The organism is Martelella sp. AD-3 (assembly GCF_001578105.1).
Lineage (GTDB): Bacteria > Pseudomonadota > Alphaproteobacteria > Rhizobiales > Rhizobiaceae > Martelella.
The window spans coordinates 217,230-240,237 of sequence record NZ_CP014276.1 but is presented as its reverse complement, the minus strand read 5'-3'; the positions used below and the strand labels follow the sequence as shown (position 1 = coordinate 240,237).

The window sequence follows — 23,008 nt, the reverse complement described above, 5'->3', positions numbered from 1 at the left end:
CAGGCCTCCAGCAGCTGTATCTCTCACGCGTCCCTCGGTTTGAACTATTCCATCGTTCAACGCGCATCGCAATCCTTCTGCGCGCAATCTGCGCGTGTTCGATGAACCTCATCGTCAATGTCAAAAAAACTGCTGGTTTCGGGGAGCACTGCACTGCCCCGCAATCGAAGCGATCGGAGAATGCCTCGGCGAGAAGCGGCGCGAGATCGACATCGGTGATTTTGCCGAGACCTATGCTGTTCGCATGGACTGCGATAACGAGATGAATCCGTTCTGGGCGGAGAATTGGAGCGTCATCGATACCAATTGACATTACAACGACATGAAGTCGATCACTTGAGGAAGCGACGGCGGCCGAGAAAATAGAAGTCCAAATTCGGGTGTCGGATTCAAAAAACCGACTTCTCGCGAGGCGATGTAAGTAATTTATTTTGCTGATCCCGAAAATCGGACAGAACGGCGTTTGCGTGTCGGACGATATCGCCTTTTATTTCAGCACCTTACTGTTTTTTTGGGGAACCTTGACCGGCTTCAACTGGCAAGACTTCCTGGCCGAATGGCGATACCGGTTACGCAGATCGACGGGTTTCGGGAAGAAAAGCTCAGGTTATGTGACCGGTCTAAGCTGGAAAGACTACTGCGCGGGAAAGCGCGACCGCCTCCGTTCGCGCCGGCAACAGGAAGAAATGTTGTCGATCTGGCCGGATCTGTTCACCGGTATGAGGGGGCAGCTCGCAATACTCCGTCCGGGAGCGCGCAAGACGCTACCGAATGGGCGCCCGGTGCCAAAACGAGTGATGCGCTTTTCCGATGACGTCATCAGGCAATTCGAAGCGGGGGAACTGATCGATGGCACATGTGAAGAATCAGCAGAAATTAATCCTATATAAATCTCGGAAATAACATAGATGGTGACAATAAGGTGAAATTTAAATTAATTTTTACTTTGCTAATATCTTGCCTTGCTTATTTTAGCTATCAATACTTTTTTGAACTTCGAGTTCGGAGAAATATTCCGGCGAGCATCAAGGTAGAGAATATCGAATATTATCACCGAGAATTTCTCAGGTGTACCGCTGCTGAAATTGATATATCTGACGATTACGAAGTCCATAGACACTTAATAACATTGTCAGAGAACGCGTTAAAATATCTTCGGAAAAAGAGGAAAGAGGAAAGAGGAAAGAGGAAAGAGGAAAATATAGGCGCTTATGTATTCCCGGACGGGAAATTTGCTTACTTTTCCGATGCTTCTCTCATTGATGTTGCAAGTAGCATTGAAATAGCGGGCGATAGAAGGCTTGGGGAGCATATATCAAATCAAATATTCTCTGGCAGATCGTGCTTCCCTGAGAGGGGAGACAAGAAAGAGTATTTGGGTTTTCGAATTAAATTCACCCAGGCTTTGACCGACAACACAGGCATTGTCATTATCGGCGAGGGATTTCTCGGTGGCGTTATGGTTCTGTTCCCTGAGGACCGAAAACTATTTTATTTTGGCCCATAGTGGGTTGGCGAAACCTCGTGCCAACAACATATGAGCCGACTGCTCCGCGTACGGGAATGGCAAGCCTCCTCAATTTAGCGGGGTTCAGTGGCAGAGACCACGCGGCCATTTTCAGTTTCCGAGCGGGTGGGATGCCGCCAATGCCCATGTCAGGCCGTTCGTGATTAGATGTCCAAAGCCCGTTGTTCATGGTGAGGATTGGAGCATTTCGCAGTCAGATGGAAACATCTGACGTTAAGCGAAAACGCGTCAAAACAAACGGATAGAGCGGTGCGCGTCTCCATGAAAGGCGGAACCGCGCTAGCGTCGCTCAACGGCTCCAGGCTCGCACCCGGGCCGATCAACCTGACATCGCCGACCGGGGCCTGACCGGCAATCCCCGTCGAGATCTCACGTCTAGATGTGGGCTTTCAGGAGGTTGTCCATTCGGACGCACAAAGACCGCTCCAACCGATTGAACCGACGCATCGTGGTTCCCGAAATTCGATTTCGATTTTCCGGCCGATGCGCTAGCCCACCCTCGTACGCCGGCTCGCCGCCCGTTCCAGATCGGCTCCCATGCGGGCGGATAGCCGCGTTGCAATACGTCTTACATTGGCGATGGTGCGTTCTCTGTCGATGAGTTCATCGGCCCGAAGACTGACGGCGACCCCTGCGATCGGGAAGTTGCGTGAATCGAGAACCGACGCACCAAAACAGATAATGCCTTCGGCAACTTGCTGGTTGTCGACTGAGTAGCCTCTTTCGCGCGTCTCGCGCAGTTCCGCGAGCAACTGCTCAACGGTCTGGACGCTGGAGGACGTACGCGGCGGCGGCAGCCCGTCCGCATAGATCCTCTTGACTTCGAAATCGCTCATATGGCTCAGGAAGGCCTTTCCGGTCGCGGTAAAGGCTGCCGGAAGCCGCATGCCGGCGCGGAAATCGACAAGCGAATGGCTGATGTCCGAATTGCGCGCCGCGATGTAGACCACCTCGTTGCCTTCGAGAACGGTAAGCGTAATTGTTGCCCCCGGAAGCTCGGTTTCCCTGTCCCAGATCGAGGCGAACTCGGTGGCCACGTCGGACTGCTCCATAAAGGCGTTCGACCAGCGCATCAGATGGGGACCGAGCTGGTAGGTCTGGTCAGGGCGGCGGATCAGCAGTCCCAGTTCCACAAGCGTGCGGCACAGCATATGAACCGAGCTTTTCGCGATTCCAAGCTCGCGCGCGAGGTCTGACAGGTTGGGATAGCTTCGGGTTCTCGCCACCAGATCGAGTATGCGCGTCGCCCGCTCCACGGCGGGCACCAGTTTTGTCTGTTCTTGATCCATCGCCAATCAAATGCCGTTTCGCTCCAAATCATTCTTGACAACCATCAGAACAGATCATTATTGTTCTGTCTACTGAAAACAGTTCACTATAGCGAACTGTGGGCATGATTATGGACTGATTTCATAATCGTGATCGGGTCGGGATACGACCCGCGGGGCAGGCTATGTTGCTTTTGGGAGGGGGCGCATGGTGATGAGCAAGAGAGACTGGGCCATCCGCTTCGCGGAAGCGTCTGACGGCGATCGGACGATCGGCGCGATGGCGCGCTATTTCACCTGTACTTACCTTTGGGACATGGGCACCGCGAAGGTCATCATTCGCATGATCGACGGCAAGGTCAGCGAGATCAATATCGATCCCGCGCCGATGGATGCCTATGACTTTGCCTTGCGCGCCGGTCCTGCTACGTGGCGCGAATTTGCCAAGCCGATACCGGAGCCGATGTATCACGGCATCTGGTCGGCAAGCTTCCGGCGGGACCTGAAGCTTGAGGGCAATCTTCTCGTCCTCATGCAGAACCTGCGCAATTTTACCGTTCAGTTTGAACTGCTTCGCAAAGTCGGCGTGCCGGTCTGAGCCCGGCGCGCGCCCTGTTGTTGCGCCCGGTGCGCTTTCGAAACATACGGAGCCCTTTATGGCCAAGCATTCGCCTGTCATCGGACGTTATGTCACGATTGATGTCGACGGCTACGAGTACAAGGTCTTTTACCTGCGCAACGGCGAGGGCGTGCCGCTTGTCTGCCAGCATACCGCCGGCTGCCACAACCACCAGTGGCGCGATCTTCTGGAAGATAGCGAAATCACGGCCGACTACGATGTGATTGCCTATGATCTTGCCCGTCACGGCAAGTCCGACCCGCCGCTCAACAAGGAGTGGTGGACGGAAGAATATCGGCTGACGACCGAGCACTATATGAATTTCATTACCGCGTTCTGCGATGCGCTCGATCTGGAAAATCCGATCTTCATGGGCTCTTCCTTTGGCGGCAATATCGCCTTGCAGCTCGCGCTCCATCACCCGGACCGTTTCCGCGCCGTCATCCCGGTTGAGGCCGCAGAGCATGCGCCCGGCTTCTTTCTCGACTGGTGGCGCCATCCGCATGCCAACGCTGCCCAGGTCTGCGCCTCCGGCGTGTGGGACCTGATGGCGCCGCAAAGCCCGGACAAGGACCGCTGGCTCACCTGGCACTACTACACGCAAGGGTCCGAGGTTTTCAAAGGCGACCTCTATTTCTACTCCGTCGACCATGACCTGCGGACCAAACTTGGCGGTATCGATACCCGTCAGTGCCCGGTGATCATGATGACCGGCACCTATGACTATCTCACACCGCCTGATGCGACGGAGAACACCGCGCGGCAGATACCGGGCGGCATCTATATCGAGATGGAGGATATCGGGCATTTCCCGATGTCGGAGAACTATCCGCTTTTCGCCGTGTATTTGAAGGAAGCGCTGCGGCTCATCGAGGAACGCACATGAAGCGCGCATCACCGGGACACAGCAGCCAGCAGAAAATCGCGTCGGGGAAATTCGTATGAAGATCATTGAATTTGATGAAAAGGGACAGCGTCGGGAAACCCGGCCGGAAACGCTTTCGGGAAGCGGAACGGCCAGCAGTCTTGCGCCGCGTCCGGGCGTCCGGGCGCCTGCGGCCGATCGTTCGCGGCGCAGAGGCGGCAGTTCCTCGGGTATCGAGCTTCATATGTTCCAGACAGGGATTCTGAAGACCAAGCTCAAATTCATCAAGATGAACCAGGGGGAGAGCGATTTCGACATTCCCGTTCCGTGGTTTCTGATCAAGCATCCGGCAGGCAATATCGTCATCGACGGCGGCAATGCGATCGAGGCCGCGATCGACAAGCGGGCGCATTGGGGGGCGGTTGTCGACGCCTATGATCCGGTCATGGAGGTTTCGGAGAACTGCGCCGATCAGTGCCGCTCGGTCGGCGTCGACCCCGGATCGGTCCGCTATGTGCTGCAATCCCATCTCCATCTCGACCACACCGGGGCAATCGGCCATTTTCCGAACGCGCAGATCATCTGCCAGCGCGTGGAATATGACTATGCGTTCAACCCGCACTGGTTTGCCCGCGGCGCCTATATCCGCGCCGACTTCGACAGGCCCGGCCTCAACTGGAAGTTCCTCGGCGGGGAATACACCGACAATTACGATCTGTTCGGCGACGGCGCCGTCCGCATGATCTTCACGCCGGGTCATGCGCCGGGGCATCAGTCCTTTCTGATCACCTTGCCGAAAACCGGGCCGGTGTTGCTGACGATCGATGCCGCCTACACGCTCGACCACTGGGAAAACAAGGCCTTGCCCGGCCTTGTCCATTCGTCCGCCGACGCCGCGAATTCCGTGGCGAAGCTGCGCCGGATCGCGAGCGACACGAATGCGATGGTGGTTACGGGACACGATCCCGACAACTGGCAGACCTTTTTGAAGGCGCCGCACGACTTCTATGACTGAGAGACTTCCGGGCTGAGGCCCGGCGGGAGTGATTGCAAGGCCGCGGCCGGCGGCCAGTAAGGAAGGGCCGGTCTGTTTCCGTTGAACTGCCGCACAGGTGGTCTGTGCTATCGAAGAGGAGGAACCAATGACTTTTTTGAGAACCCTGGCAATCGCCGTTGGCATGGCCGCGTCCTGTGCGGCTTTTGCACATGCCGGCGGCGTCGATTCTATCAATCCGGATGTCGCCAAACGCCTGTACAATCCCGACATGCTGGACCCGGCGCAGCCGGTGGCCGCAAGCCCGCTGCAGGATTTCAAGGCGAAGAACCCGCCGCCGTGGAAAATCGGCTATGCGTCGTCTTATGCCGGCAACACGTGGCGTGCCGGGGCGATGGACGAACTCCAGAACGAGATCATTCCGAAATGGAAGGAACTCGGCCTGATCAGCGATGTCGTGATCACGCAATCCAACCTGAATGACTCGACGCAGATCCAGCAGATGCGCCAGCTTGTCGACCAGGGCGTCGACGCCATTTTCGTGTGCTGCTCCAATCCCACCGCGCTCAACCAGACCGTACAATATGCCTATGACAAGGGCGTGCCGGTGTTCTCCATGACGGGCTATCTGACAGCCCCGTCGGCAATGAATTCCTCGGTCAACTATCAGGTTGCGGGCTTCGAGATCGGCAAGCGTCTGGCAGAGGAACTGGGCGGAGAGGGCAATGTCCTGGTCGTCGAGGGCATCCCCGGCACGTCCGGTTCCGACAGTCAGGATCGCGGCGTGAAAGCGGGGCTTGCCACCGCGCCGGGCATCAAGATCGTCGGCTCGGTCGCCGGCATGTGGACCGACCAGATCGCCCAGGGAGAAGTGCAGAAATGGCTGGCAACCCATCCGGGCAAGCTTGATGCCATCGCCGTCCAGTCTGCGGCTGAAATGGGTGTTCTGCGGGCGCTCAAGCAGTCCGGTCGCACCGGCGTCAAGGTCACCGTCGGCGGCGAACTGGGCGCGCTTTGCACCTGGCGCAAGAATCCGGACCTGATTGACGCCGCCGTTCAGACCTGGCCGCCGGGCGATGATGTCCAGCTGATCTGGGATGTCATGATGCGCACGCTGCAGGGGCAGGGACCGAAGATCCAGTCCGTTCTCGTCGATCCTGTCGTGCTGACCTATGACGACGTTGCGAAAATCCTTCCGGAAGATTGCGACGAGAACAGCCAGGCCTGGCTCAATGTCGGCAAGGACAACTGGGGCTCGGAGGCCTATCTCAACGACTTCTTCATGAAGCCCGCCGATCCGACAGCATACAAGCCCTGATGCAGAAGGCCGCCGGCCACGGTCGGCGGCCTCAAGCGTCTTGACATTTCACCGGGATACGATCGCCATGCTGCGCCCAGAAGCCGAAACATCACCAGCATCCCACGGTCAGGAAACGATCGCGGTGCGCAACGTGAAGAAGTTTTTCGGACCGACCCGTGCCCTGAACGGCGCGAGCTTTTCGGCGCGGGCAGGCGAGATTCACGCCATCGTCGGCGGCAATGGTTGCGGCAAGAGCACCATGGCAAAAGTGGTGTCGGGCGTGCTTCCCTTTGACAGCGGCTCGGTCTCGATTCTCGGCGAAACCCCGACGACGCCGGCGGAAAGCCGGGCGCTCGGCATCTCGACCGTCTATCAGGAGGTGCTGGTCGCCGATGAGAGCACGGTCGTCGACAATATTTTCATGGGCGCGGACGCGCTCTTTTCCAAGGTTTTCTCCCAGGAGCGCAAGGTTGCCCGCGCTGCCGAGCTGATGCTCGACCTTTCCGGCGAGCCCGTCGATCCCTTCGCCATTGCGGGAACGCTGCCGCTTGGCCTGAAACAGTGGATCACGATTGCCCGTGCGCTGGTCAGCGAACCGAAAGTCCTGATCCTGGACGAGAGCTCCGCGGCGCTCGATTTCGACAGTACCGAGCGGCTCTTCGCCAAGATGCGGGCGCTGCGCGATGCCGGCGCGACGGTTCTGATCGTCACTCACCGCATTGCCGAACTGATCCGCATTTCCGATCGTGCCACGGTGCTGCGCGATGGCTGCGATGTCGGCGTGCTGGAAAAGCATGAGATCACCGAAAAGAACCTCCTGGCGCTGATGACCGGCGATGAGACCGCCGGCGGCGGCCATCATCAAGAGGCGCCGCGACCGCGGGTCGACCGGCTTGCCCTTTTGGCCGAGCGCATCACGCTTTGGGACGGGACGGCGCCGTTTGATTTCCATCTGCGGCGCGGCGAAATCGTCGGCATCGCCGGCCTCGACGGCCAGGGGCAGGACGATTTCGTCCGCGCGTTGGCCGGAGTCGAGCCGCCGCGCAGCGGGCTTGTCCAGGTCGCCGACCGCGACGGCAGGCTTCAGGCGGTTCTCGGACTTGCCGACGCGGTCAAGGGGCGGATCGCCTATGTATCGGGCGACCGCAAGCGCGAAGGCATCTTCGCCTCGCTCTCGATCTTCGAAAACATGGTGATGCCACTCTACCGGGAGAAGAAGCGCGGCGGTTTCTTGGGCATCATCGACAGAGAGACGCTCTCGGCGGTTTTCAAGCGTGAGGCGGAAAACCTGTTGATCAAGCTTGGCGCGCGCGAGGATCGCATAACCTCCCTTTCCGGCGGCAATCAGCAGAAAGTGCTGATCGGACGGGGTTTTGCCATGCGGCCCGATATCATCGTGCTCAACGATCCCGCGCGCGGGATCGATGTCGGCGCCAAGAACGAACTCTACAAACATCTCAGAGCCTTCGCGGAGGACGGAAAATCGGTCGTCTACATGTCATCGGAGCTGGAGGAATTCGTGGGTTTCGCCACCCGCGTGATCGTGTTCCGCGACGGTCGCCCCTTTGATGCCTTCGACGGGCGGACGCTCGAGCCGCAAAAGGTGCTTGAGGCGATGTTCGGCCAGACCGACGGAAGCGGACTGGCTATGCCCGAGGGGCAGGTGCCCGAAGGGTCAGACCGGCCATCGCCGGCGCTCCGGCCGACGGCGGAAGCGCGCGGCCATGCCGCCGTCGAAACAGCGCTTGTCCCGGCGGCCGCTGATGACGCCGCGCACGAAGAAGCCGAACGCCCGCCGCCCGCACCGTTTCGCAAACCCATCCGGATCATCGAATTCGATGCCGAGAGCGGCCAAGCCAGAAGCCTTGGCCGATGAACAACGCGCTCACCAATACCAGGACGGAAACCGTATCCGATCGCGCTGTCGCCGGGCAGGCGCAGGGCGGGCGTGCAAATCCGTTCCTTCTGGTTCCGATCACCATGTTCTTCGCGCTGCTCGGTCTTGCGGTGTTGCGCTCGCCGAACTTGATGAGCAGCAATGGCATCGGCAGCGCCATCATTGTGGCCACGCCGCTGATATTGGCAACCTACGCGCTGATGGCCTCGGTGATCTCCGGTCGGGGCACTGTCGATCTGTCGATCGGTCCGCTGATCGGCTTCATCAACGTCACGCTCATCCAGCTTCATGGCGCAGGCGTTATCGGCAGCCCGATCACGATCTTCGTCTACGCCATTCTGACCGGTGCGCTTTACCAGTTCATTTTCGCGCTTATCGTAATCTACGTCCGGGTCCAGCCGATCATCGTTTCCCTGTCCGGCTATCTGGCGCTTTCCGGCATCAATCTCGTGATTTTGCCGCGCCCGGGCGGCATGGCGCCGCAATTCATGGCCGACTGGGGGCTTGGCACCACGATCTTCTCCCCCGTCCTCGCCATTCTTGTGCTTGCCACCATTGCCTGGGGCCTGTTCTCGCGCACCGCCTTCTTCACGCACCTGCGGTTGATGGGCTCGGATGAACGCGCCGCCTATACCAGCGGCGTGCCAATCACCGTTGTGCGGATCGGCGCCCATCTGATCTCAGGCGCTTTCGCGGGATTGGCAGCGATCGCGTTCACGGCGCTGATTTCCTCCGGCGATCCCTCGCAGGGCACCACCTACACGCTGATCGCCGTCACGGCGCTGGTCCTTGGCGGGGCATCGCTTGCCGGCGGACGGGCCAGCGCTTTCGGCTCTTTCCTTGGCGCAGCGAACCTCTACTTGATCACCTTCGTTCTCGCGACCTTCAATTTCGGCGCGGTGCAGAGCTTCGTCACCAATCTCGCCTATGGTTCGATCCTGGTGATCTCGCTGCTGCTCACACTGATCATCCCCTTCATTCAGCGCCATATCCATAATTTCTCGCCGCTTCTTTATTTTGTGGCACTCAGTGTCGTGGCGCTTGGCGTCATACTGCATGCGACGAATGACGGCCCTGTTCGCGATCCCGCTGAGGTCGAAGCATCGGTTCCCGGTCCTCTTCCGCCGATCGCGCCGGAGGCGCTCTACGTTGCGCCGCTCGAGGTTGCCCGACCGGATACGCAGACGATCGCGCTTCGCAATCAGGCCGCGCCGTTCGTGCTCGTCGCCCTGCTGTTCGCCGTCATCGCCTTCTTCGTCCGCACGGCCTTCAACCAGTCCGACCGCCGCAGGATTGCGCCCGTCGCCGCAGTGGTGATCGCGTTGATGGTTCTGCTCGGCGCATGGCTGATGCGTGAAGGGGTTGCGGCGGGCCGCGCCGGTGTCGAGGTGGAGGATCCGCGATGAGCATGACCGGTTCGACGCCCCGGCTGGGTCTTCCTGCCACCATTCTTGGCCTTGCAATCGGTCTCGTCCTGACTGTCGTCGGCGTCGTCTTCGGCTTCATGCAGGGGCTTTCGGTGCAGATGATCATTCTGGCCGCCATCGCCACCATGGCAGCCTTTACCTGGGGCTGGCGGTTTGTTCTCGGCCAGTTCGAACGCGAAAAGACGGGCGAGACGGAGGGCCAGCCGTCCGAATTGCGGCAGGTCTGGCAGCAGTTTCGGCCGGCCATCTACGGCTTTCTGGTCATCTGCGGGATTTTCCTGGCGCTGTCGCTGACCATCGAGACGTTTTTCAATATCTGGAACGTCATATCGCTGATCATTCTTCTGACGATCGTGGTGCTGACGCGCACGCTGGGCCGCTTCTTTCAGGAAAACCGATCGGCCTTCATCGGCATCATGGTGCTCTCCGGCCTGTTCTCGATCGGCGCAATGAACATTGAGGGGTTTGCCTCGGGCAGCAATATCAGGTCGATGCTGCTGTTTGCTTCCTTCCTCGGCATCGCCTCGGTGGGCCAGACGCTGGCGGCATTGCTCGGCGGGCTCGATCTGTCCATTCCGTTCATCATCGGCGCCGCCAATGTCGGATTGATGTATCTGATCGCGCTCGGCCTGCCGCCATGGCTTGCGATGCTGATCGTGCTCGCCGCTGGCATTCTGCTCGGCTTGATCAATGGTTTTCTGAGCTTCCGTCTTCAGGGCCAGGCGCTGATCGTCACGCTTGGCACGGGATTTGCCATCTCCGGCGGCGTGCAGATACTGACCTCGATCGGCACGGCCTATGGCGGCAATGTGTTCGGCACGGTGCCTGACTGGCTCTCCAATCTGGCGGCGATGAACGGCACGACCTTCGGCCTGCCTTTCCCGCCGGTCATCGCCATCTGGGCCGTGGTCGCCGTGATCCTGATCGCGGGCATGCGCTACACCGTCTATGGCCGTTTTCTCTATGCGCTGGGCGTCAACCGCACATCGGCCAAACGCGTGATGATCTCCGAAGCGGTCTACTGGGTGATGATGTACGCGCTTTCCGGCTTCTTCGCAGCGCTGACCGGCTGTCTGCTGCTCGGCTGGTCGGGTGGCGGCTTCATCAGCGTGGGCGATCAATATCTGTTCCTGACCCTTGCCGCGGTCGTGGTCGGCGGCACCTCGCTGATCGGCGGGCAGGGTGGCTACGGCTTCACCGTGATCGGCGTATTGGTGCTGCAGGTGCTGTCCTCGTTCCTCGTGGGCATTGGCCTCGATTTCGAATGGCAACAATTCATTTTCGGTCTGCTGATCCTGCCGATGGTGGCGCTCTACGCGCGCTCGCCGCACATCAGGACGCAGATCTAGGGAGGCTTGATGATGAACAGAACCGGGTTTCGTGATGGGAGAGGGTAAGATGGCAGTTTTCGAAACGGCGGATCTGACGGCGGCGAGCTATTCGACTGCGCTGTTGGGTCTGGTCGCCACCGCGGCGCTGTTGCTGCTGGGCACGGGCTGGGTCAGGCCTGCCTGGAAACTGCCGGTTGCCTTGTGCGCGCTTGCCGCGCTGGTGGGCACACTCGCCGTCTTCCAGGCGCGCGAGGCCTGGTCCGTCGCCCAATCCGTTCCGGTGGTCTACCACTATGTCGGCTGGGCGATCTCGATGCCGCTGCAAGTGCTGGCTCTCTATTTCTTCGCCGGCCGCACCGCCAAGCTGGGCATGGGCCTGTTCTGGCGACTTGTCGTCGTGTCCGTGCTGATGGTGTTCGTGCGCTATCTCGGGGAAGCCGGCCTGATGCATGCCACGCTCGCCTTTCTCATCGGTCTCGTGTTCTGGCTGTATATTCTGGGCGAGTTGTTTTTCGGCCGCATGGACGAGGCGGTTCGTGATTCTCGGATGCCGGCCGTGCAGCGCGGCTATTTCTGGCTCAGGCTGATCGTGACGGTGGGTTGGGCAATCTATCCGCTCGGCAATTTCATCACGTCCTTTGGCGGCTACATCGACACCGGAGCGCTTTCGGTGGCCTACAACATTGCCGATTTCCTAAACCGGATGGCGTTTGGCGTCGCCGTCCTCGCTGTCGCGATGATGGATGCTGGAGAGACCGCAGATGACTGATTTCTTCGATGCCGACCGCAACCGCTCAATCCTGTTAACCTGTGAAGGGATGTTCCAATGAAGGGCGCAGACATTATTGCAATCATCATCCTGGCGGCGATCGTCATCGCGGTCTGCGCCTATCTCCTGCACTGGCTCTATCGCCGGTCGACCAAGGACATCTCGTTCGTGCGCACCGGTTTCGGCGGCGAGAAGGTGGTGATGGGCGGCGGTGCGCTGGTCCTGCCGATCCTCCACGATCTCACTGAGGTCAATATGAACACGCTGCGTCTGGAAATCATCCGGGCGCGCGAGAAGTCCTTGATTACGAAGGACCGGATGCGGGTCGAGCTGACAGTGGAATTCTATGTCCGCGTTCACCCCGATAACGATGCGGTGGCAACAGCCGCGCGCTCTCTCGGAAACCGCACCATGCACGCGGAAGAGCTGAAGGATCTCATTCAGGGTCGCTTCATCGATGCGATGGGCGGAGCGGCTGCGAAGATGACGCTGGAGCATATCCACGAAAACCGCATGGACTTCGTCAAGGAAGTTCGCCGGGAAGTGGCCGAAAGCCTTGCGCTTGACGGCCTGGAGCTGGAATCGGTTTCGCTGACCTCGCTCGACCAGACCGACATTTCGCTGTTCGACCCTTCGAACACCTTTGATGCGGAAGGCCTGACGATCCTGACCGAGCAGATTGAAAGCCGCAAGAAGAAGCGCAACGACATCGAGAAGGACACGATGATCGCGGTGCGACTGAAAAACCTCGAGGCGGAGAAGCGCTCTCTCGAGATCCAGCGCGACACCGAATATGCGCGTCTCAGCCATGAAATGGAGGTCGCCGTCCAGCGGGCCCAACGCAAGACCGAGATCGCCAGCGAGAACGCAGCGCGCGAGCGTGAGATCGAGGCCGTCAAGATCAAGGAACGTGAAGCTGTCGAGCGCGCGCGCATTGCCATGGAGCAGGAACTCGAGCGCATCGAAATCAAGCGCAAGGAAACGCTCCAGCTCGAAGACCAGATGCGCGAAATCGCCGTTTCCGCGAAATCGAAAGAACGCTCGGAAGCGCAGGCCGAGGCAGAGGCAGCCCGCGCCAAGATGATCGAGGCGCAGGAACGCGTCCAGACCATCCGCGACACCGAAATCGCCAACCGCCAGAAGTCGATCGAGCTGATCGAAGCGCAAAAACGCGCGGAATCGGAGGGTACGCGTCTGCGCATTCTCGCCCAGGCGGAAAAGGAGGCGGCCAAGGATCGCGCCGAAGCGGAGCGCATCACGGTGGCTGCCATGGCGGAACGCTATGCGGTCGAGGCCGAGGGCAAGCAGAAGCTCAACGAAGCCGAGAATCTCAGAACCGATGCCAGCCGCCGCAGCAGCCTGCACAAGTCGCTGGTCGAGAACCTGCCCGCAATCATTCGCGAAAGCGTAAAGCCGATGGAGAAGATCGAGGGCATCAAGATCCTTCATGTCGACGGATTGCCCGGCTTTTCCGGCAGCGACGCGGGCGGCGGCCGCTCCGCTGCGGCCGGCGGCGAAGGCGGCGGCAGGGATGGCGACGGGACAGGGCAGCCGCGCGATGGCAATCTCGCCGATCAGGTCGTCTCCTCGGCGTTGCGCTATCGCTCGCAGGCGCCGTTTGTCGACCAGCTTCTGAACGAGATCGGCCTCAGCGGCGATGCGGTCCATCGCACCCTCGCGCTGCAGGATCTTTCCAAGATGGTCTACACGACACCGGAACAGCAGGAAGCCGATGCCGGCAGGACATTGCCGGGCGGCGCCGCCAAAGCACCGACCAAACCTGCCGACAGGCACTGACCAAGGCTGCAGAACCGGAGTTTTTAAATGTCGGGACACGCGAAGGTTGAGCGAAATCTTCTTGTCTTCGCCGCATGGGCGACGTCGGGCTTTTCCGCTCTTGCGTTTTTTCTGGAGGGTCTTGCACGCGATTCCTACCTCCTGTCGCTGGCGGGCGTCGCCCTGGTCGTCGTCACCTTCGCGATCCATATCGTCATCAACGCGGTGAACGATTGTGGCTTTTCCGCCGGCGAGGCTACGCTTGGCATCGGCGCCTTCGGCGTGTTTGCGCTCGTCTTCATCGCGGCATGGCTCGATGGCGGTCTGACGGCTGTCGATTACTGGTCAGGGCTCACGCTTTTCGCCGTGCTCGTCTGCGGCTTTCTCCTCTATCTTTCAACGCGGCACGGACTGAGGGGAGCGTTCTCGCGCTTCCACTTCAAACCGGCGGAAAGCGGGAATGAGCCCCAATGAGCAGCATTTCCGAATCCGTCTGGTTTCCGCTTTGCAGCCTTCTCTATATCGCCGTGATGCTGCACTGGGTACGCGTCTCCGCGCGCATGAATGTCGGGGACGGGGGCTTCTTCTCCGCCGCCCACTCCTTGGCGCCCTGGCTCTCGGCGCTGGTGATTGCCGGCGCCAGCCTTGCCGCCTGGTTCGTGCTCGGCGCGGGCAGCGCCATCAGTGACGACGGGTTCTCGATGCCGGTCTATCTCGTCGGCGGCGTGCTGGTCGCGCTCCCCGGCATCGTGTTCTTCAAGCGGGTGTGGTTTGCCGCGGAACGATTGCGGGTATCGTCTCAGGCGGAAATCTTCCGGGCCTATTTTCAAAGTCCGTTTCTCGTTGCCGTCGTCGCTCTGGTGGCGGTTCTGTTCGCCATCGGATTTTCCGGCCTGCAGATCAGGGCTTTTGCCAGTATCGCGTCGGTTTTGAGCGGCGGCGCGCTGTCGCCGCTCGTGGCCAGCACCGTTTTCGGCTTCGTTCTGTTTGCAGGGGTCGGCATCGGCGGCATGCGCGCGCTCGGCTATTTCGGCTTCATTCAGGCGGCGCTGGTTTTTTGCGCGATTGTTGCGCTGGCGGGTTTTGCGCTTTCGTGGAGCGGCGGCTTTGCTGCGCTCAATGCCAATCTCTATCGACTTGCGATGTCGCCGGACAATGCCCGGTTTTTCAGCGTCGACGGCATTATTCGTTTTACCGGCGGGCTTGGCCGCGGCGGTGACGCGGCAACGTCGCACACAGCCATCGCCAATCTCAGCCTCGCTTTCGCGCTGATGGGGTTTCAGGCCAGCCCGGTGGTGCTCAAAGTGGTGCTGTCGACGCGCTCGCCGAAAGGTTTTGCCGCCGGGCAGACCTGGGTCACAGCCGGTTTCTTCGGCGCATTGATCATTTTCGCGATCGCGATCGCCGGCCTGGCCGGCCTGCTCGATCCCGCTCTCAGGCTAGTGCCGCTGCTGGACGCTATGCAGGTTTCTTCGCCCTGGTTTGCGGCCTGGATCTTCATCGGCATCGGCGCCGGCGTCCAGCTCTTGGCCGGCCTCTCCCTGTTTGTGGCCGGCGAGACACTGGTGCGCCATCTCTACAAGCCGTATTTCAATGCGGCGCTTGGTCAGCGGGCGACAATCACGCTCACCCGCGTGGTGATCGCGGTACTCACCGTGGTGGCCCTGGTGATGCAGAACCTGACCCCGGTTACCGTGTCGGCGCTCGCTGGCCTGGCCTTGCCCGCTGCGTTTCAGCTCTGGGTTCCGATGCTCGGCGTGACATGGCTTGGCTGGATCACGCGTCCCGCTGCCGTTCTCGGCGTCGGGTTCGGTCTTGCCGGCGTCGTGCTGACGGAGCCGCTCGGCTATCAGTTACTTTCGTTCCTGGGGCTGGAGCTGCCCTGGGGGCGCTGGCCGTGGACGATCCATTCCGCCGTCTGGGGCATGGCCGCCAATGTTACCGCAGTCCTGATCATTTCGGCGATCACAAACCGCGATGCGCTTTGCGAGGAGGCCCGCGAGATCCGCAAACTCTATGCAACGCTTCTGGCGTCGGGCGGGGAGGCGCGCCGGTTTCGTGCTTTTGCCTGGTCGGCTGTCCTTGCCTGGTTTTTCCTTGCCGTCGGGCCGGGACTGATCTTCGGCAACACCGCCTTCACCGGCGGCGATGCTGCGGCCCCGGTCTGGCTTCTCGGCATGCCTTCGCTTTGGGCCTGGGCGCTCGCCGCGTGGATACTCGGCGTCGGGCTCGCCTGGTTCCTCAGCTACAAAATGGAGATGGCAAGCCCGGTTACCGTCGAAATACCGCCCTATGAACCGCCGCCGCGCCTTCGGCCTGATCAAAGCCGGGCCGAGCGGGAGCGGCTCGGTATCCTGGTCATAACCGGAGCCGTCAGCTTCGCTCTGGTTGTCCTTATTGCATTCAGTTTCGGCGGTTGAGGCCGGTTTTGGAGATAAACGATGGATAGATTTGCATTCAACACGGCCAAGTCGATCAGGTTCGGCACTGGCACTTTTGACGAACTGGCCGAACTGGTCAGCGCGCAGATCGGCGACCGCATCATGCTCGTGACCGATCCCGGAATGATGGCAACGGGCATGGTGGAGCGCGCGCTGAAGCAGTTTCGCGACGGCGGCATCACGGTCGAACTGTTCAAGGACGTTGAAGCCGATCCGCCGGAACATGTGGTGCTCGGGGCGGTCGCGGCCGCCCGTTCGGCAGGCGTTGAGGGCATCGTCGGGCTTGGCGGAGGATCGTCGCTCGATGTTGCCAAGCTTGTCGCGCTGCTGGTGCCGGGAACCGAAACGCTCGCGGATGTATACGGCGTCGGCAAGGCGCGCGGACCGCGCCTGCCGCTGATACTCGTGCCGACAACCGCCGGTACAGGTTCGGAGGTCACGCCGATTTCCATCGTCACGACCGGCGCCAGCGAGAAGATGGGCGTCGTCTCGCCGCTGCTCCTTCCCGATGTCGCGCTCCTTGATCCGGCGCTGACCTATGGCCTACCGCCGCACATCACGGCTGCGACGGGGATCGATGCGATGGTTCATGCCATCGAGGCCTTCGCCTCGGCCAGCCCCAACAACAACCCGCTGTCGCGCATGCTGGCGACGCAGGCGCTGACGTTGATGGGGCGTTCGCTTCTGAAAGCGGTCCACGACGGCAAGGATGTCGAAGCAAGGTCCGATATGCTCTTGGGGTCGATGCTTGCCGGGCAGGCCTTCGCCAACTCGCCAGTCGCCGCCGTTCACGCGCTCGCCTATCCGCTTGGGGGGCACTTTCACATCCCCCACGGGCTCTCCAATGCACTGGTTCTGCCGCATGTCCTGCGTTTCAACATCGTGACCACGCCGGGCCCCTATGCCACGCTTGCACCTTTCGTGTTTCCCGAACTGTCGGCATTCGAGGGACAGGAACGGGCGGCGGCCTTCTGCGAGAAGCTTGCGGACCTTTCGCGCGCCTGCGGCCTGCCGCAGAATTTGAGGGCAATGGAGATTCCGCGGGACATCCTGCCGAAGCTCGCCTCCGACGCGATGAACCAGACCCGACTTCTCGTCAACAATCCGCGACCCCTGTCGGAAGCCGATGCGCTTTCGATATACCGCGCGGCTTTCTGATAATTCACAAAGAAAGGAACGGCCGTGTCACTTCAACTCCAGGATCCGAGCCTGCTCGAACATCGCGCCTTTCTCGCCGGCACGTGGGTGGAGGCTGAGAAGTCCTTTCCCGTCACGAATCCGGCAACCGGGGAACGCATTGCCATGGTGGCCGATATTCCGGCTGCCGATGTCGGCAAGGCCATTGACCGCGCTTACGAGGCACAGAAGCGCTGGCGGGGACTGACCGCCAAGGATCGATCGCAGATCCTGCTTCGCTGGAACAGCCTGCTGCTGGAAAACCAGGAGGATCTGGCGAAAATCCTGACCGCCGAAATGGGCAAGCCGCTTGCCGAGGCCAGGGGCGAGATTGCCTACGGCGCCTCCTTCATCCAATGGTTCGCCGAAGAGGGGCGGCGCATCTATGGCGATGTCATTCCCGGTCATCAGCCCGACAAGCGGATCATCACGATCAAGCAGCCGATAGGCGTTGTCGGATCAATCACGCCATGGAATTTCCCCAATGCGATGATCGCCCGCAAGGTCGGCCCGGCACTTGCCGCCGGCTGCAGCTTTGTCGGTCGCCCGGCCGAAAAGACCCCGCTTTCGGCGCTTGCCATGGCGGTGCTTGGAGAAAGAGCCGGGATTCCCGAAGGCGTGCTGTCCATTCTGCCGGGCACCGACTCCAAGGGCATGGGCATGGAATTGTGCACCAATCCCAAGGTGCGCAAACTCACCTTCACCGGCTCCACCGAAGTGGGTCGCATCCTGATGCGTCAATGCGCCCACGATGTGAAGAAGCTTTCGCTGGAACTCGGCGGCAATGCGCCTTTCCTGGTCTTCAACGATGCCGATCTCGACAAGGCTGTCGAAGGCGCGATAATCGCCAAGTTCCGAAATGCCGGGCAGACCTGTGTCTGCGCAAACCGGATCTACGCCCAAAGCGAAATCGCCGATGCCTTTACCGAAAAGCTGGCCAGGGCAATTACGGGACTGAAGGTCGGTGACGGCATGGCCGAAGGGGTCGCGATCGGCCCGCTCATCGATGACGCGGCGCTTGCGAAAGTCGAGGATCATGTGGCCGACGCCGTTTCGAAGGGCGCGACCGTGATCGAGGGCGGCAGCCGGTCCGATCTGGGCGGCACATACTACCGGCCCACGGTTCTGGGCGGCGTCAAACCCGGCATGAAAATCCTGGCTGAAGAAACCTTCGGGCCGGTCGCGCCGGTGATCCGCTTCAACACCGTGGATGAAGGTATCAGGCTCGCCAATGATACCGAGTTCGGCCTTGCCGCCTATTTTTACGCCCGCGACATTTCGACGGTCTGGAAGGTGGCAGAGGAGATCGAGAGCGGCATGGTCGGCATCAATACGGGTTTGATCTCGACCGCCGAAGCGCCCTTTGGCGGCGTCAAATCCTCCGGCCTCGGGCGGGAAGGTTCCAAGTACGGGATCGAGGAATTCCTGGAGATCAAATATCTCTGCATGGCTCTGGACTGATGCGTTTCATGGCTCGCAGCTCTCGTCGGCCTGAAGCTGCGAGTCTTGGCGGCAAGATGGCCTCCGGGCGCGCTCCCTTTCACGATCTTTCGCCGGGTCTGAAGAGAGACGGAACGGACGTCCAGGGCGCGGTATGCCCGCCAAAGCGCCCGCGATCCTTTCATGCTCTGATCTGATACGAAGATGCCGGGAGCCGCGGCCTGGTCAGCCGGCAATCCCGCCAATTTGCAGCGCCGCGACGCTACGCGCCATGGCCCGCTGCTGTTCTGGGCTTTCGCCGGAGCGCGGACGATACCAGATCGTCATCCAGTTCACCGCTCCGAGCATGCCTTTGACCGCAAGCGACACATCGGCATCCCGACGAATGCTTCCATCCGCCTGGCCTTCGCGAAAAACGTCGGCGAAAAGCTGCTCGAACCGGTGTCGGATATCCATGATCTCGTCGAGGCTGATGCGCTGTTCGGGGGTTGTCGCGGTCAGCCGGTGCATGTGCACGCCCTGCACGACAACCGCTTCGTAGGCGATGTTCTGCATCATGGTCAGCGCATGCGCCTCAAGCATGCGCTGCAGCTTTTCGCGGCCGGTTCCGTCATCCCGTTTCGCCGCGGTCACCGCGTCCATAAGACGCCGCATCCCTTCGCGGTGAACATCGAAGAAAAGATCGGTCTTCGAGCGGAAGTAATGGTAGATGCGGCCCTTGGTCGCGCCGAGGCGCCGCGCAACATCATCAATGCTCGTGCCCTGGAACCCCATTTCGGTGAAGCAGAGCGCGGCGCAGTCCAGGATCTCGACCACACTCTCGCCAAGAGTGCCAGAATCTTCATGGCCTCGGGTCTTCAAGGCCCACTCCCGGTGCATGTCTTGGTTCGCCACACGGTCCCCCTGCAGTCAACTTATTCGGTACACGCTGTTCCAGCCATAAAGCCGATCGCGAGGTCGAACAACAAGCTTCGCGTCTTGATCAGGTCTGGACAGTTCGGAATTCGCATACTACTGAGTATGTTGCAAGCTTTAAGTTACGCATCTCCAGGAGGACCAAGATGACCGAAGCCGCTTCCCCTCTCGTTTCCGAATGGACATGCGTTGACCAGACGATGGTGGACCGGTTCGCCGATGCGATCGACGATCATCAGTTCATCCATGTCGATCCCGTGCGTGCGCGCGCCGAGACTGCCTATGGCGGCACGATCGTGCACGGTTTCTACCTGTCTTCGATGCTGACGGCCTTCGCCCGCAGCGCGCTGCCGCCGGCCAAGCCGGGCGCGGTCGAGGTGAATTACGGCTTCGACAAGCTGCGCTTTCTCACGCCGGTTCCGGTCGGTTCGCGCCTTCGCGGCAGCTTCACCCTGGCAAGCGAGACCCCAAAGGCAGGCGGCATGCTTCGCAATTACGCGGTGCGCGTCGAGATCGATGGCTCGGACCGGCCCGCTCTGGCGGCAAACTGGCTGGTTCTGACGGTGGGGGACTGAGCGCGAAGTGGCGCGCCAGCAGCGCACCCCGGCGCGACAGAAACGAAAATCATCAAGACAAACGGACCGGAGGAGAAAAAATATGTCGGTTTCATTCAAGGATCAGGTGGCGATCGTCACCGGCGCGGGGGGCGGACTGGGCCGCTCACACGCTCTCACCCTGGCCCGCCACGGCGCCGCCGTCGTGGTGAATGACTTCGGCGGCGCGCGCGACGGCAGCGGCGGCACGACGGAGGCCAGCGAAGCCGTGGTGCGGGAAATCACCGCGGCGGGTGGGCGTGCCATCGCCAATGCCGGCAACGTTGCCTCCGAGTCCGATATGGCGGAGATGGTCGAGCAGGCGTTTTCGGCCTTCGGTCGGATCGACGTGCTGATCAACAATGCCGGCATCCTGCGCGACAAGTCGTTCGCGAAGATGGAAATCGAGGATTTTCGGCGCGTGGTCGAGGTGCATCTGATGGGCACGACGATCGCGACCAAGGCCGTCTGGGCGCAGATGCGCGAGCAGAAATACGGCCGCATCCTCGTCACCTCGTCGACGTCTGGCAGCTATGGCAATTTCGGCCAGTCCAATTACGGGGCCGCCAAGATGGGCGTGCTCGGGTTGATGAACGTGCTCCATCTCGAGGGCGCGAAATACGGCATCCACGTCAATGCCATCGTGCCCACCGCGGCGACGCGGATGACCGGCGACATGATGGACCCGGAAATGCTGGAGCTTCTGGCGCCCGAACTGGTGTCGCCCGCCGCGGTCTGGCTGGTCAGCCGCGATGCCCCCTCGCGCATTGCGCTGCTTGCAGGCGCAGGCACCGTCGCGCGCCTTGCGCTGGTCGAAAGCCAGGGCGTGTGCTTCGCAGGCCAGGAATTCACGCCCGAAACCGTCGGTGACCGTTTCGACGAGATCGCCAGTCTCGACGGTCAGATCGAGGTGATGGCCGGTCTCGACCACGTTGACCGGATCATCGCCAATGCCCGCGCGGCATTGGCGAAGAAGGACTAGAGCGATGAGCGAACGTCTAGCGCCGCTTCCGCGCGGCGCCTATGCCTGGCATTACGATACGGTAGCACAATGGAACGATTGCGACATCTATGGCCATGTGAACAACGTGGCCTACCTGTCCTATTTCGATACGGCGATGAATATGGCGCTGATCGAGCACGGCGCGCTCGATCTCTCCGCCGGGGGCGAGGGACCGATCGGGCTGGTGGTGCAGAACGGCACGCAGTACTTCCGGGAGATTACCTTCCCCGCGAGGCTCAGCATCGGCGCCCGCGTCGAGGCCATCGGGCGCACCAGCCTGACCTGGGGCTTTGGCCTTTTTGACCGGACGGGCGGCGCATGTGCCGCCCGCGGGCGCGTCGTCCACGTTTATGTGGACCGCGCCACCCGACGCCCGATCCCGCTCACGCCTGAACTGCGGGCCTGCGCCGAGGCGCTGTCGCGCGATCCTGCCACAGACAACAAGGAGACCCCGTCATGAGGGAAGCCGCCATCGTTTCGACCGCCCGCACGCCGATCGGAAAAGCCTATCGGGGCGCGTTCAACGCCACCACGGCACCCCGGCTGATCGGCCATGCCATCGAGCATGCCGTCAGCCGCGCCGGTGTTGATCCTGCGGAGATCGAGGATGTGGTCGTCGGCGCCGCCCTGCAGCAGGGCACCACCCATATGAACATCGCGCGCACGGGCCTTTTGCGCGCCGGCCTTCCGGTAACCGTTCCGGGCCAGAGCGTCGACCGGCAATGCGCGTCCGGCCTGATGGCGATCGCGATCGCGGCCAAAGAGATCATATCGGACGGGATGGCTGTGACGATCGGCGGCGGAGTCGAGCAGATTTCGCTGGTGCAGACGCCCGAAATGAACACCCGTCACTGGCAGGACCCCTGGATCAGCGACCGGCTGCCGGCGACCTATATGGCGATGGTGGAAACCGCCGAAATCGTCGCGCGCCGCTATGGCGTGAGCCGCGAAGCCCAGGATGCCTATGCGCTGCAGTCGCAACAGCGCACCGCCGCCGCCCAGGCAGCCGGTAGGTTCGATGACGAGATCGTGCCGCTCAGCACCGTCATGCAGGTCACCGACCGCGAGACCGGCGAAACCACGATGCGCGAGGTGACGCTTGAGCGCGACGAGGGCAACCGACCTTCCACGACCCTGGACGGTCTCGCAGGCCTTGCCCCGGTCTTCAAGGATGGCCAGCAGGTGTCGCAGGGCGCGTTCGTGACGGCCGGCAACGCCTCTCAATTGTCCGATGGCGCTTCCGCCGCGGTGCTGATGGAGCGGCGCGAGGCGGAACGCCGTGGGCTCGCTCCGCTCGGCCTTTATCGCGGCATCGCCGTGACCGGGGTTTCGCCCGAAGAGATGGGGATCGGCCCGATATCCGCGGTCACGAAGCTTCTTGCCACCCACGATCTGAGCGTTGACGACATCGGTCTTTGGGAGCTCAACGAGGCCTTCGCCGCACAGGTCATCCCCTCGCGCGACCAGCTTGGCATTCCCGATGAGCTGCTGAACGTGAACGGCGGCGCGATATCGATCGGCCATCCCTACGGCATGTCGGGCGCGCGCATGGTCGGCCACGCCCTGATCGAGGGCAGGCGGCGCGGCGCGCGCCATGTTGTCGTCACCATGTGCATTGGCGGCGGCATGGGCGCGGCGGGACTATTCGAAGTCCTGTAGGCGAAGT

Annotated in this window: 22 protein-coding genes; 20 read left to right on the top strand and 2 right to left on the bottom strand. The window is 61.2% G+C overall.

All coding sequences use genetic code 11. The features are described 5' to 3' along the window. The first annotated feature begins 94 nt into the window (after positions 1-94). From AZF01_RS22155 to AZF01_RS24365, 3 genes are all read left to right on the top strand, one after another. Positions 95-310 (top strand): hypothetical protein, encoded by a 216-nt coding sequence (locus AZF01_RS22155; RefSeq protein ID WP_024708754.1) that lies wholly within the window; start codon positions 95-97, stop codon positions 308-310. A gap of 157 nt (positions 311-467) precedes the next feature. Further along, positions 468-890 (top strand): hypothetical protein, encoded by a 423-nt coding sequence (locus AZF01_RS22150; protein WP_152534560.1) that lies wholly within the window; start codon positions 468-470, stop codon positions 888-890. Positions 891-922: 32 nt separating this feature from the next. Further along, positions 923-1,507, top strand: a complete 585-nt coding sequence (locus tag AZF01_RS24365) for a hypothetical protein (protein WP_197489682.1) — start codon at positions 923-925, stop codon at positions 1,505-1,507. A 509-nt stretch (positions 1,508-2,016) separates the two neighbouring features. On the opposite strand, the gene AZF01_RS22140 is transcribed toward AZF01_RS24365, so the two are convergent. Then, the gene (locus AZF01_RS22140; RefSeq protein WP_024708757.1) at positions 2,017-2,817 is read right to left on the bottom strand and encodes an IclR family transcriptional regulator; all 801 of its coding nucleotides are present in this window, start codon (positions 2,815-2,817) and stop codon (positions 2,017-2,019) included. Positions 2,818-3,004: 187 nt separating this feature from the next. Between AZF01_RS22140 and AZF01_RS22135 the strand changes: the two genes are divergently transcribed. The 13 genes from AZF01_RS22135 (at position 3,005) to AZF01_RS22075 (ending at position 18,852) form a co-directional block, all read left to right on the top strand. Beyond that, the gene (locus AZF01_RS22135; RefSeq protein ID WP_024708758.1) at positions 3,005-3,394 is read left to right on the top strand and encodes a hypothetical protein; all 390 of its coding nucleotides are present in this window, start codon (positions 3,005-3,007) and stop codon (positions 3,392-3,394) included. 58 nt (positions 3,395-3,452) lie between these two features. Next, positions 3,453-4,301 carry an alpha/beta fold hydrolase gene (locus AZF01_RS22130; protein WP_024708759.1) on the top strand — a complete coding sequence of 283 codons (849 nt, stop codon included), beginning with the start codon at positions 3,453-3,455 and terminating at the stop codon, positions 4,299-4,301. 223 nt (positions 4,302-4,524) lie between these two features. Then, positions 4,525-5,295: an N-acyl homoserine lactonase AttM gene (attM, locus tag AZF01_RS22125; protein ID WP_036237488.1), complete on the top strand. Its 771-nt coding sequence runs from the start codon at positions 4,525-4,527 to the stop codon at positions 5,293-5,295. A gap of 127 nt (positions 5,296-5,422) precedes the next feature. Further along, positions 5,423-6,592 carry an ABC transporter substrate-binding protein gene (locus AZF01_RS22120; RefSeq protein WP_024708761.1) on the top strand — a complete coding sequence of 390 codons (1,170 nt, stop codon included), beginning with the start codon at positions 5,423-5,425 and terminating at the stop codon, positions 6,590-6,592. Positions 6,593-6,659: 67 nt separating this feature from the next. Then, positions 6,660-8,450, top strand: coding sequence for a sugar ABC transporter ATP-binding protein (locus AZF01_RS22115; protein ID WP_081725812.1), 1,791 nt, complete (start codon positions 6,660-6,662; stop codon positions 8,448-8,450). Further along, positions 8,447-9,877: an ABC transporter permease gene (locus tag AZF01_RS23705; protein WP_024708762.1), complete on the top strand. Its 1,431-nt coding sequence runs from the start codon at positions 8,447-8,449 to the stop codon at positions 9,875-9,877. The genes AZF01_RS22115 and AZF01_RS23705 overlap by 4 nt, the downstream gene beginning before the upstream one ends. Next, positions 9,874-11,247, top strand: coding sequence for an ABC transporter permease (locus AZF01_RS22105; protein WP_082781130.1), 1,374 nt, complete (start codon positions 9,874-9,876; stop codon positions 11,245-11,247). Before AZF01_RS23705 ends, AZF01_RS22105 begins: the two co-directional genes overlap by 4 nt. A gap of 49 nt (positions 11,248-11,296) precedes the next feature. Then, positions 11,297-11,998, top strand: a complete 702-nt coding sequence (locus tag AZF01_RS22100; RefSeq protein WP_024706642.1) for a bacteriorhodopsin — start codon at positions 11,297-11,299, stop codon at positions 11,996-11,998. A 57-nt stretch (positions 11,999-12,055) separates the two neighbouring features. Beyond that, entirely contained in the window at positions 12,056-13,795 is a 1,740-nt protein-coding gene (locus tag AZF01_RS22095; protein WP_024706643.1) for a flotillin family protein, read from the top strand. Between the two features lie 27 nt (positions 13,796-13,822). Further along, entirely contained in the window at positions 13,823-14,248 is a 426-nt protein-coding gene (locus tag AZF01_RS22090; protein ID WP_024706644.1) for a hypothetical protein, read from the top strand. Next, on the top strand, positions 14,245-16,194 hold the full coding sequence (locus AZF01_RS22085) for a hypothetical protein (protein WP_024706645.1): 1,950 nt from the start codon (positions 14,245-14,247) through the stop codon (positions 16,192-16,194). The genes AZF01_RS22090 and AZF01_RS22085 overlap by 4 nt, the downstream gene beginning before the upstream one ends. A 21-nt stretch (positions 16,195-16,215) precedes the next feature. Beyond that, complete coding sequence (locus AZF01_RS22080; protein WP_024706646.1) at positions 16,216-17,373, top strand: iron-containing alcohol dehydrogenase; 1,158 nt, start codon at positions 16,216-16,218, stop codon at positions 17,371-17,373. Positions 17,374-17,397: 24 nt separating this feature from the next. Further along, positions 17,398-18,852 (top strand): NAD-dependent succinate-semialdehyde dehydrogenase, encoded by a 1,455-nt coding sequence (locus AZF01_RS22075; protein ID WP_024706647.1) that lies wholly within the window; start codon positions 17,398-17,400, stop codon positions 18,850-18,852. 204 nt (positions 18,853-19,056) lie between these two features. Here the strand turns inward: AZF01_RS22075 and AZF01_RS22070 are convergent, their stop codons facing one another. Further along, positions 19,057-19,725, bottom strand: a complete 669-nt coding sequence (locus tag AZF01_RS22070; protein ID WP_244435504.1) for a TetR/AcrR family transcriptional regulator — start codon at positions 19,723-19,725, stop codon at positions 19,057-19,059. A 167-nt stretch (positions 19,726-19,892) separates the two neighbouring features. Between AZF01_RS22070 and AZF01_RS22065 the strand changes: the two genes are divergently transcribed. The 4 genes from AZF01_RS22065 to AZF01_RS22050 all read left to right on the top strand — a co-directional run bounded on the left by AZF01_RS22065 (position 19,893) and on the right by AZF01_RS22050 (position 23,001). Further along, positions 19,893-20,321, top strand: coding sequence for a MaoC family dehydratase (locus AZF01_RS22065; RefSeq protein WP_024706649.1), 429 nt, complete (start codon positions 19,893-19,895; stop codon positions 20,319-20,321). Between the two features lie 82 nt (positions 20,322-20,403). Next, positions 20,404-21,321: an SDR family NAD(P)-dependent oxidoreductase gene (locus AZF01_RS22060; RefSeq protein WP_024706650.1), complete on the top strand. Its 918-nt coding sequence runs from the start codon at positions 20,404-20,406 to the stop codon at positions 21,319-21,321. 4 nt (positions 21,322-21,325) lie between these two features. Continuing rightward, complete coding sequence (locus tag AZF01_RS22055) at positions 21,326-21,802, top strand: thioesterase family protein (protein ID WP_024706651.1); 477 nt, start codon at positions 21,326-21,328, stop codon at positions 21,800-21,802. Continuing rightward, complete coding sequence (locus tag AZF01_RS22050; RefSeq protein WP_024706652.1) at positions 21,799-23,001, top strand: acetyl-CoA C-acyltransferase; 1,203 nt, start codon at positions 21,799-21,801, stop codon at positions 22,999-23,001. The genes AZF01_RS22055 and AZF01_RS22050 overlap by 4 nt, the downstream gene beginning before the upstream one ends. Positions 23,002-23,008: the final 7 nt, after the last annotated feature.

Coding starts and splice junctions, on each gene's coding strand:
- AZF01_RS22140 (WP_024708757.1), bottom strand. CDS start 2,817: ATGGATCAAGAACAGACAAAACTGGTGCCCGCCGTGGAGCGGGCGACG.
- AZF01_RS22135 (WP_024708758.1), top strand. CDS start 3,005: ATGGTGATGAGCAAGAGAGACTGGGCCATCCGCTTCGCGGAAGCGTCT.
- AZF01_RS22130 (WP_024708759.1), top strand. CDS start 3,453: ATGGCCAAGCATTCGCCTGTCATCGGACGTTATGTCACGATTGATGTC.
- attM (WP_036237488.1), top strand. CDS start 4,525: ATGTTCCAGACAGGGATTCTGAAGACCAAGCTCAAATTCATCAAGATG.
- AZF01_RS22120 (WP_024708761.1), top strand. CDS start 5,423: ATGACTTTTTTGAGAACCCTGGCAATCGCCGTTGGCATGGCCGCGTCC.
- AZF01_RS22115 (WP_081725812.1), top strand. CDS start 6,660: ATGCTGCGCCCAGAAGCCGAAACATCACCAGCATCCCACGGTCAGGAA.
- AZF01_RS23705 (WP_024708762.1), top strand. CDS start 8,447: ATGAACAACGCGCTCACCAATACCAGGACGGAAACCGTATCCGATCGC.
- AZF01_RS22105 (WP_082781130.1), top strand. CDS start 9,874: ATGAGCATGACCGGTTCGACGCCCCGGCTGGGTCTTCCTGCCACCATT.
- AZF01_RS22100 (WP_024706642.1), top strand. CDS start 11,297: ATGGCAGTTTTCGAAACGGCGGATCTGACGGCGGCGAGCTATTCGACT.
- AZF01_RS22095 (WP_024706643.1), top strand. CDS start 12,056: ATGAAGGGCGCAGACATTATTGCAATCATCATCCTGGCGGCGATCGTC.
- AZF01_RS22090 (WP_024706644.1), top strand. CDS start 13,823: ATGTCGGGACACGCGAAGGTTGAGCGAAATCTTCTTGTCTTCGCCGCA.
- AZF01_RS22085 (WP_024706645.1), top strand. CDS start 14,245: ATGAGCAGCATTTCCGAATCCGTCTGGTTTCCGCTTTGCAGCCTTCTC.
- AZF01_RS22080 (WP_024706646.1), top strand. CDS start 16,216: ATGGATAGATTTGCATTCAACACGGCCAAGTCGATCAGGTTCGGCACT.
- AZF01_RS22065 (WP_024706649.1), top strand. CDS start 19,893: ATGACCGAAGCCGCTTCCCCTCTCGTTTCCGAATGGACATGCGTTGAC.
- AZF01_RS22060 (WP_024706650.1), top strand. CDS start 20,404: ATGTCGGTTTCATTCAAGGATCAGGTGGCGATCGTCACCGGCGCGGGG.
- AZF01_RS22055 (WP_024706651.1), top strand. CDS start 21,326: ATGAGCGAACGTCTAGCGCCGCTTCCGCGCGGCGCCTATGCCTGGCAT.
- AZF01_RS22050 (WP_024706652.1), top strand. CDS start 21,799: ATGAGGGAAGCCGCCATCGTTTCGACCGCCCGCACGCCGATCGGAAAA.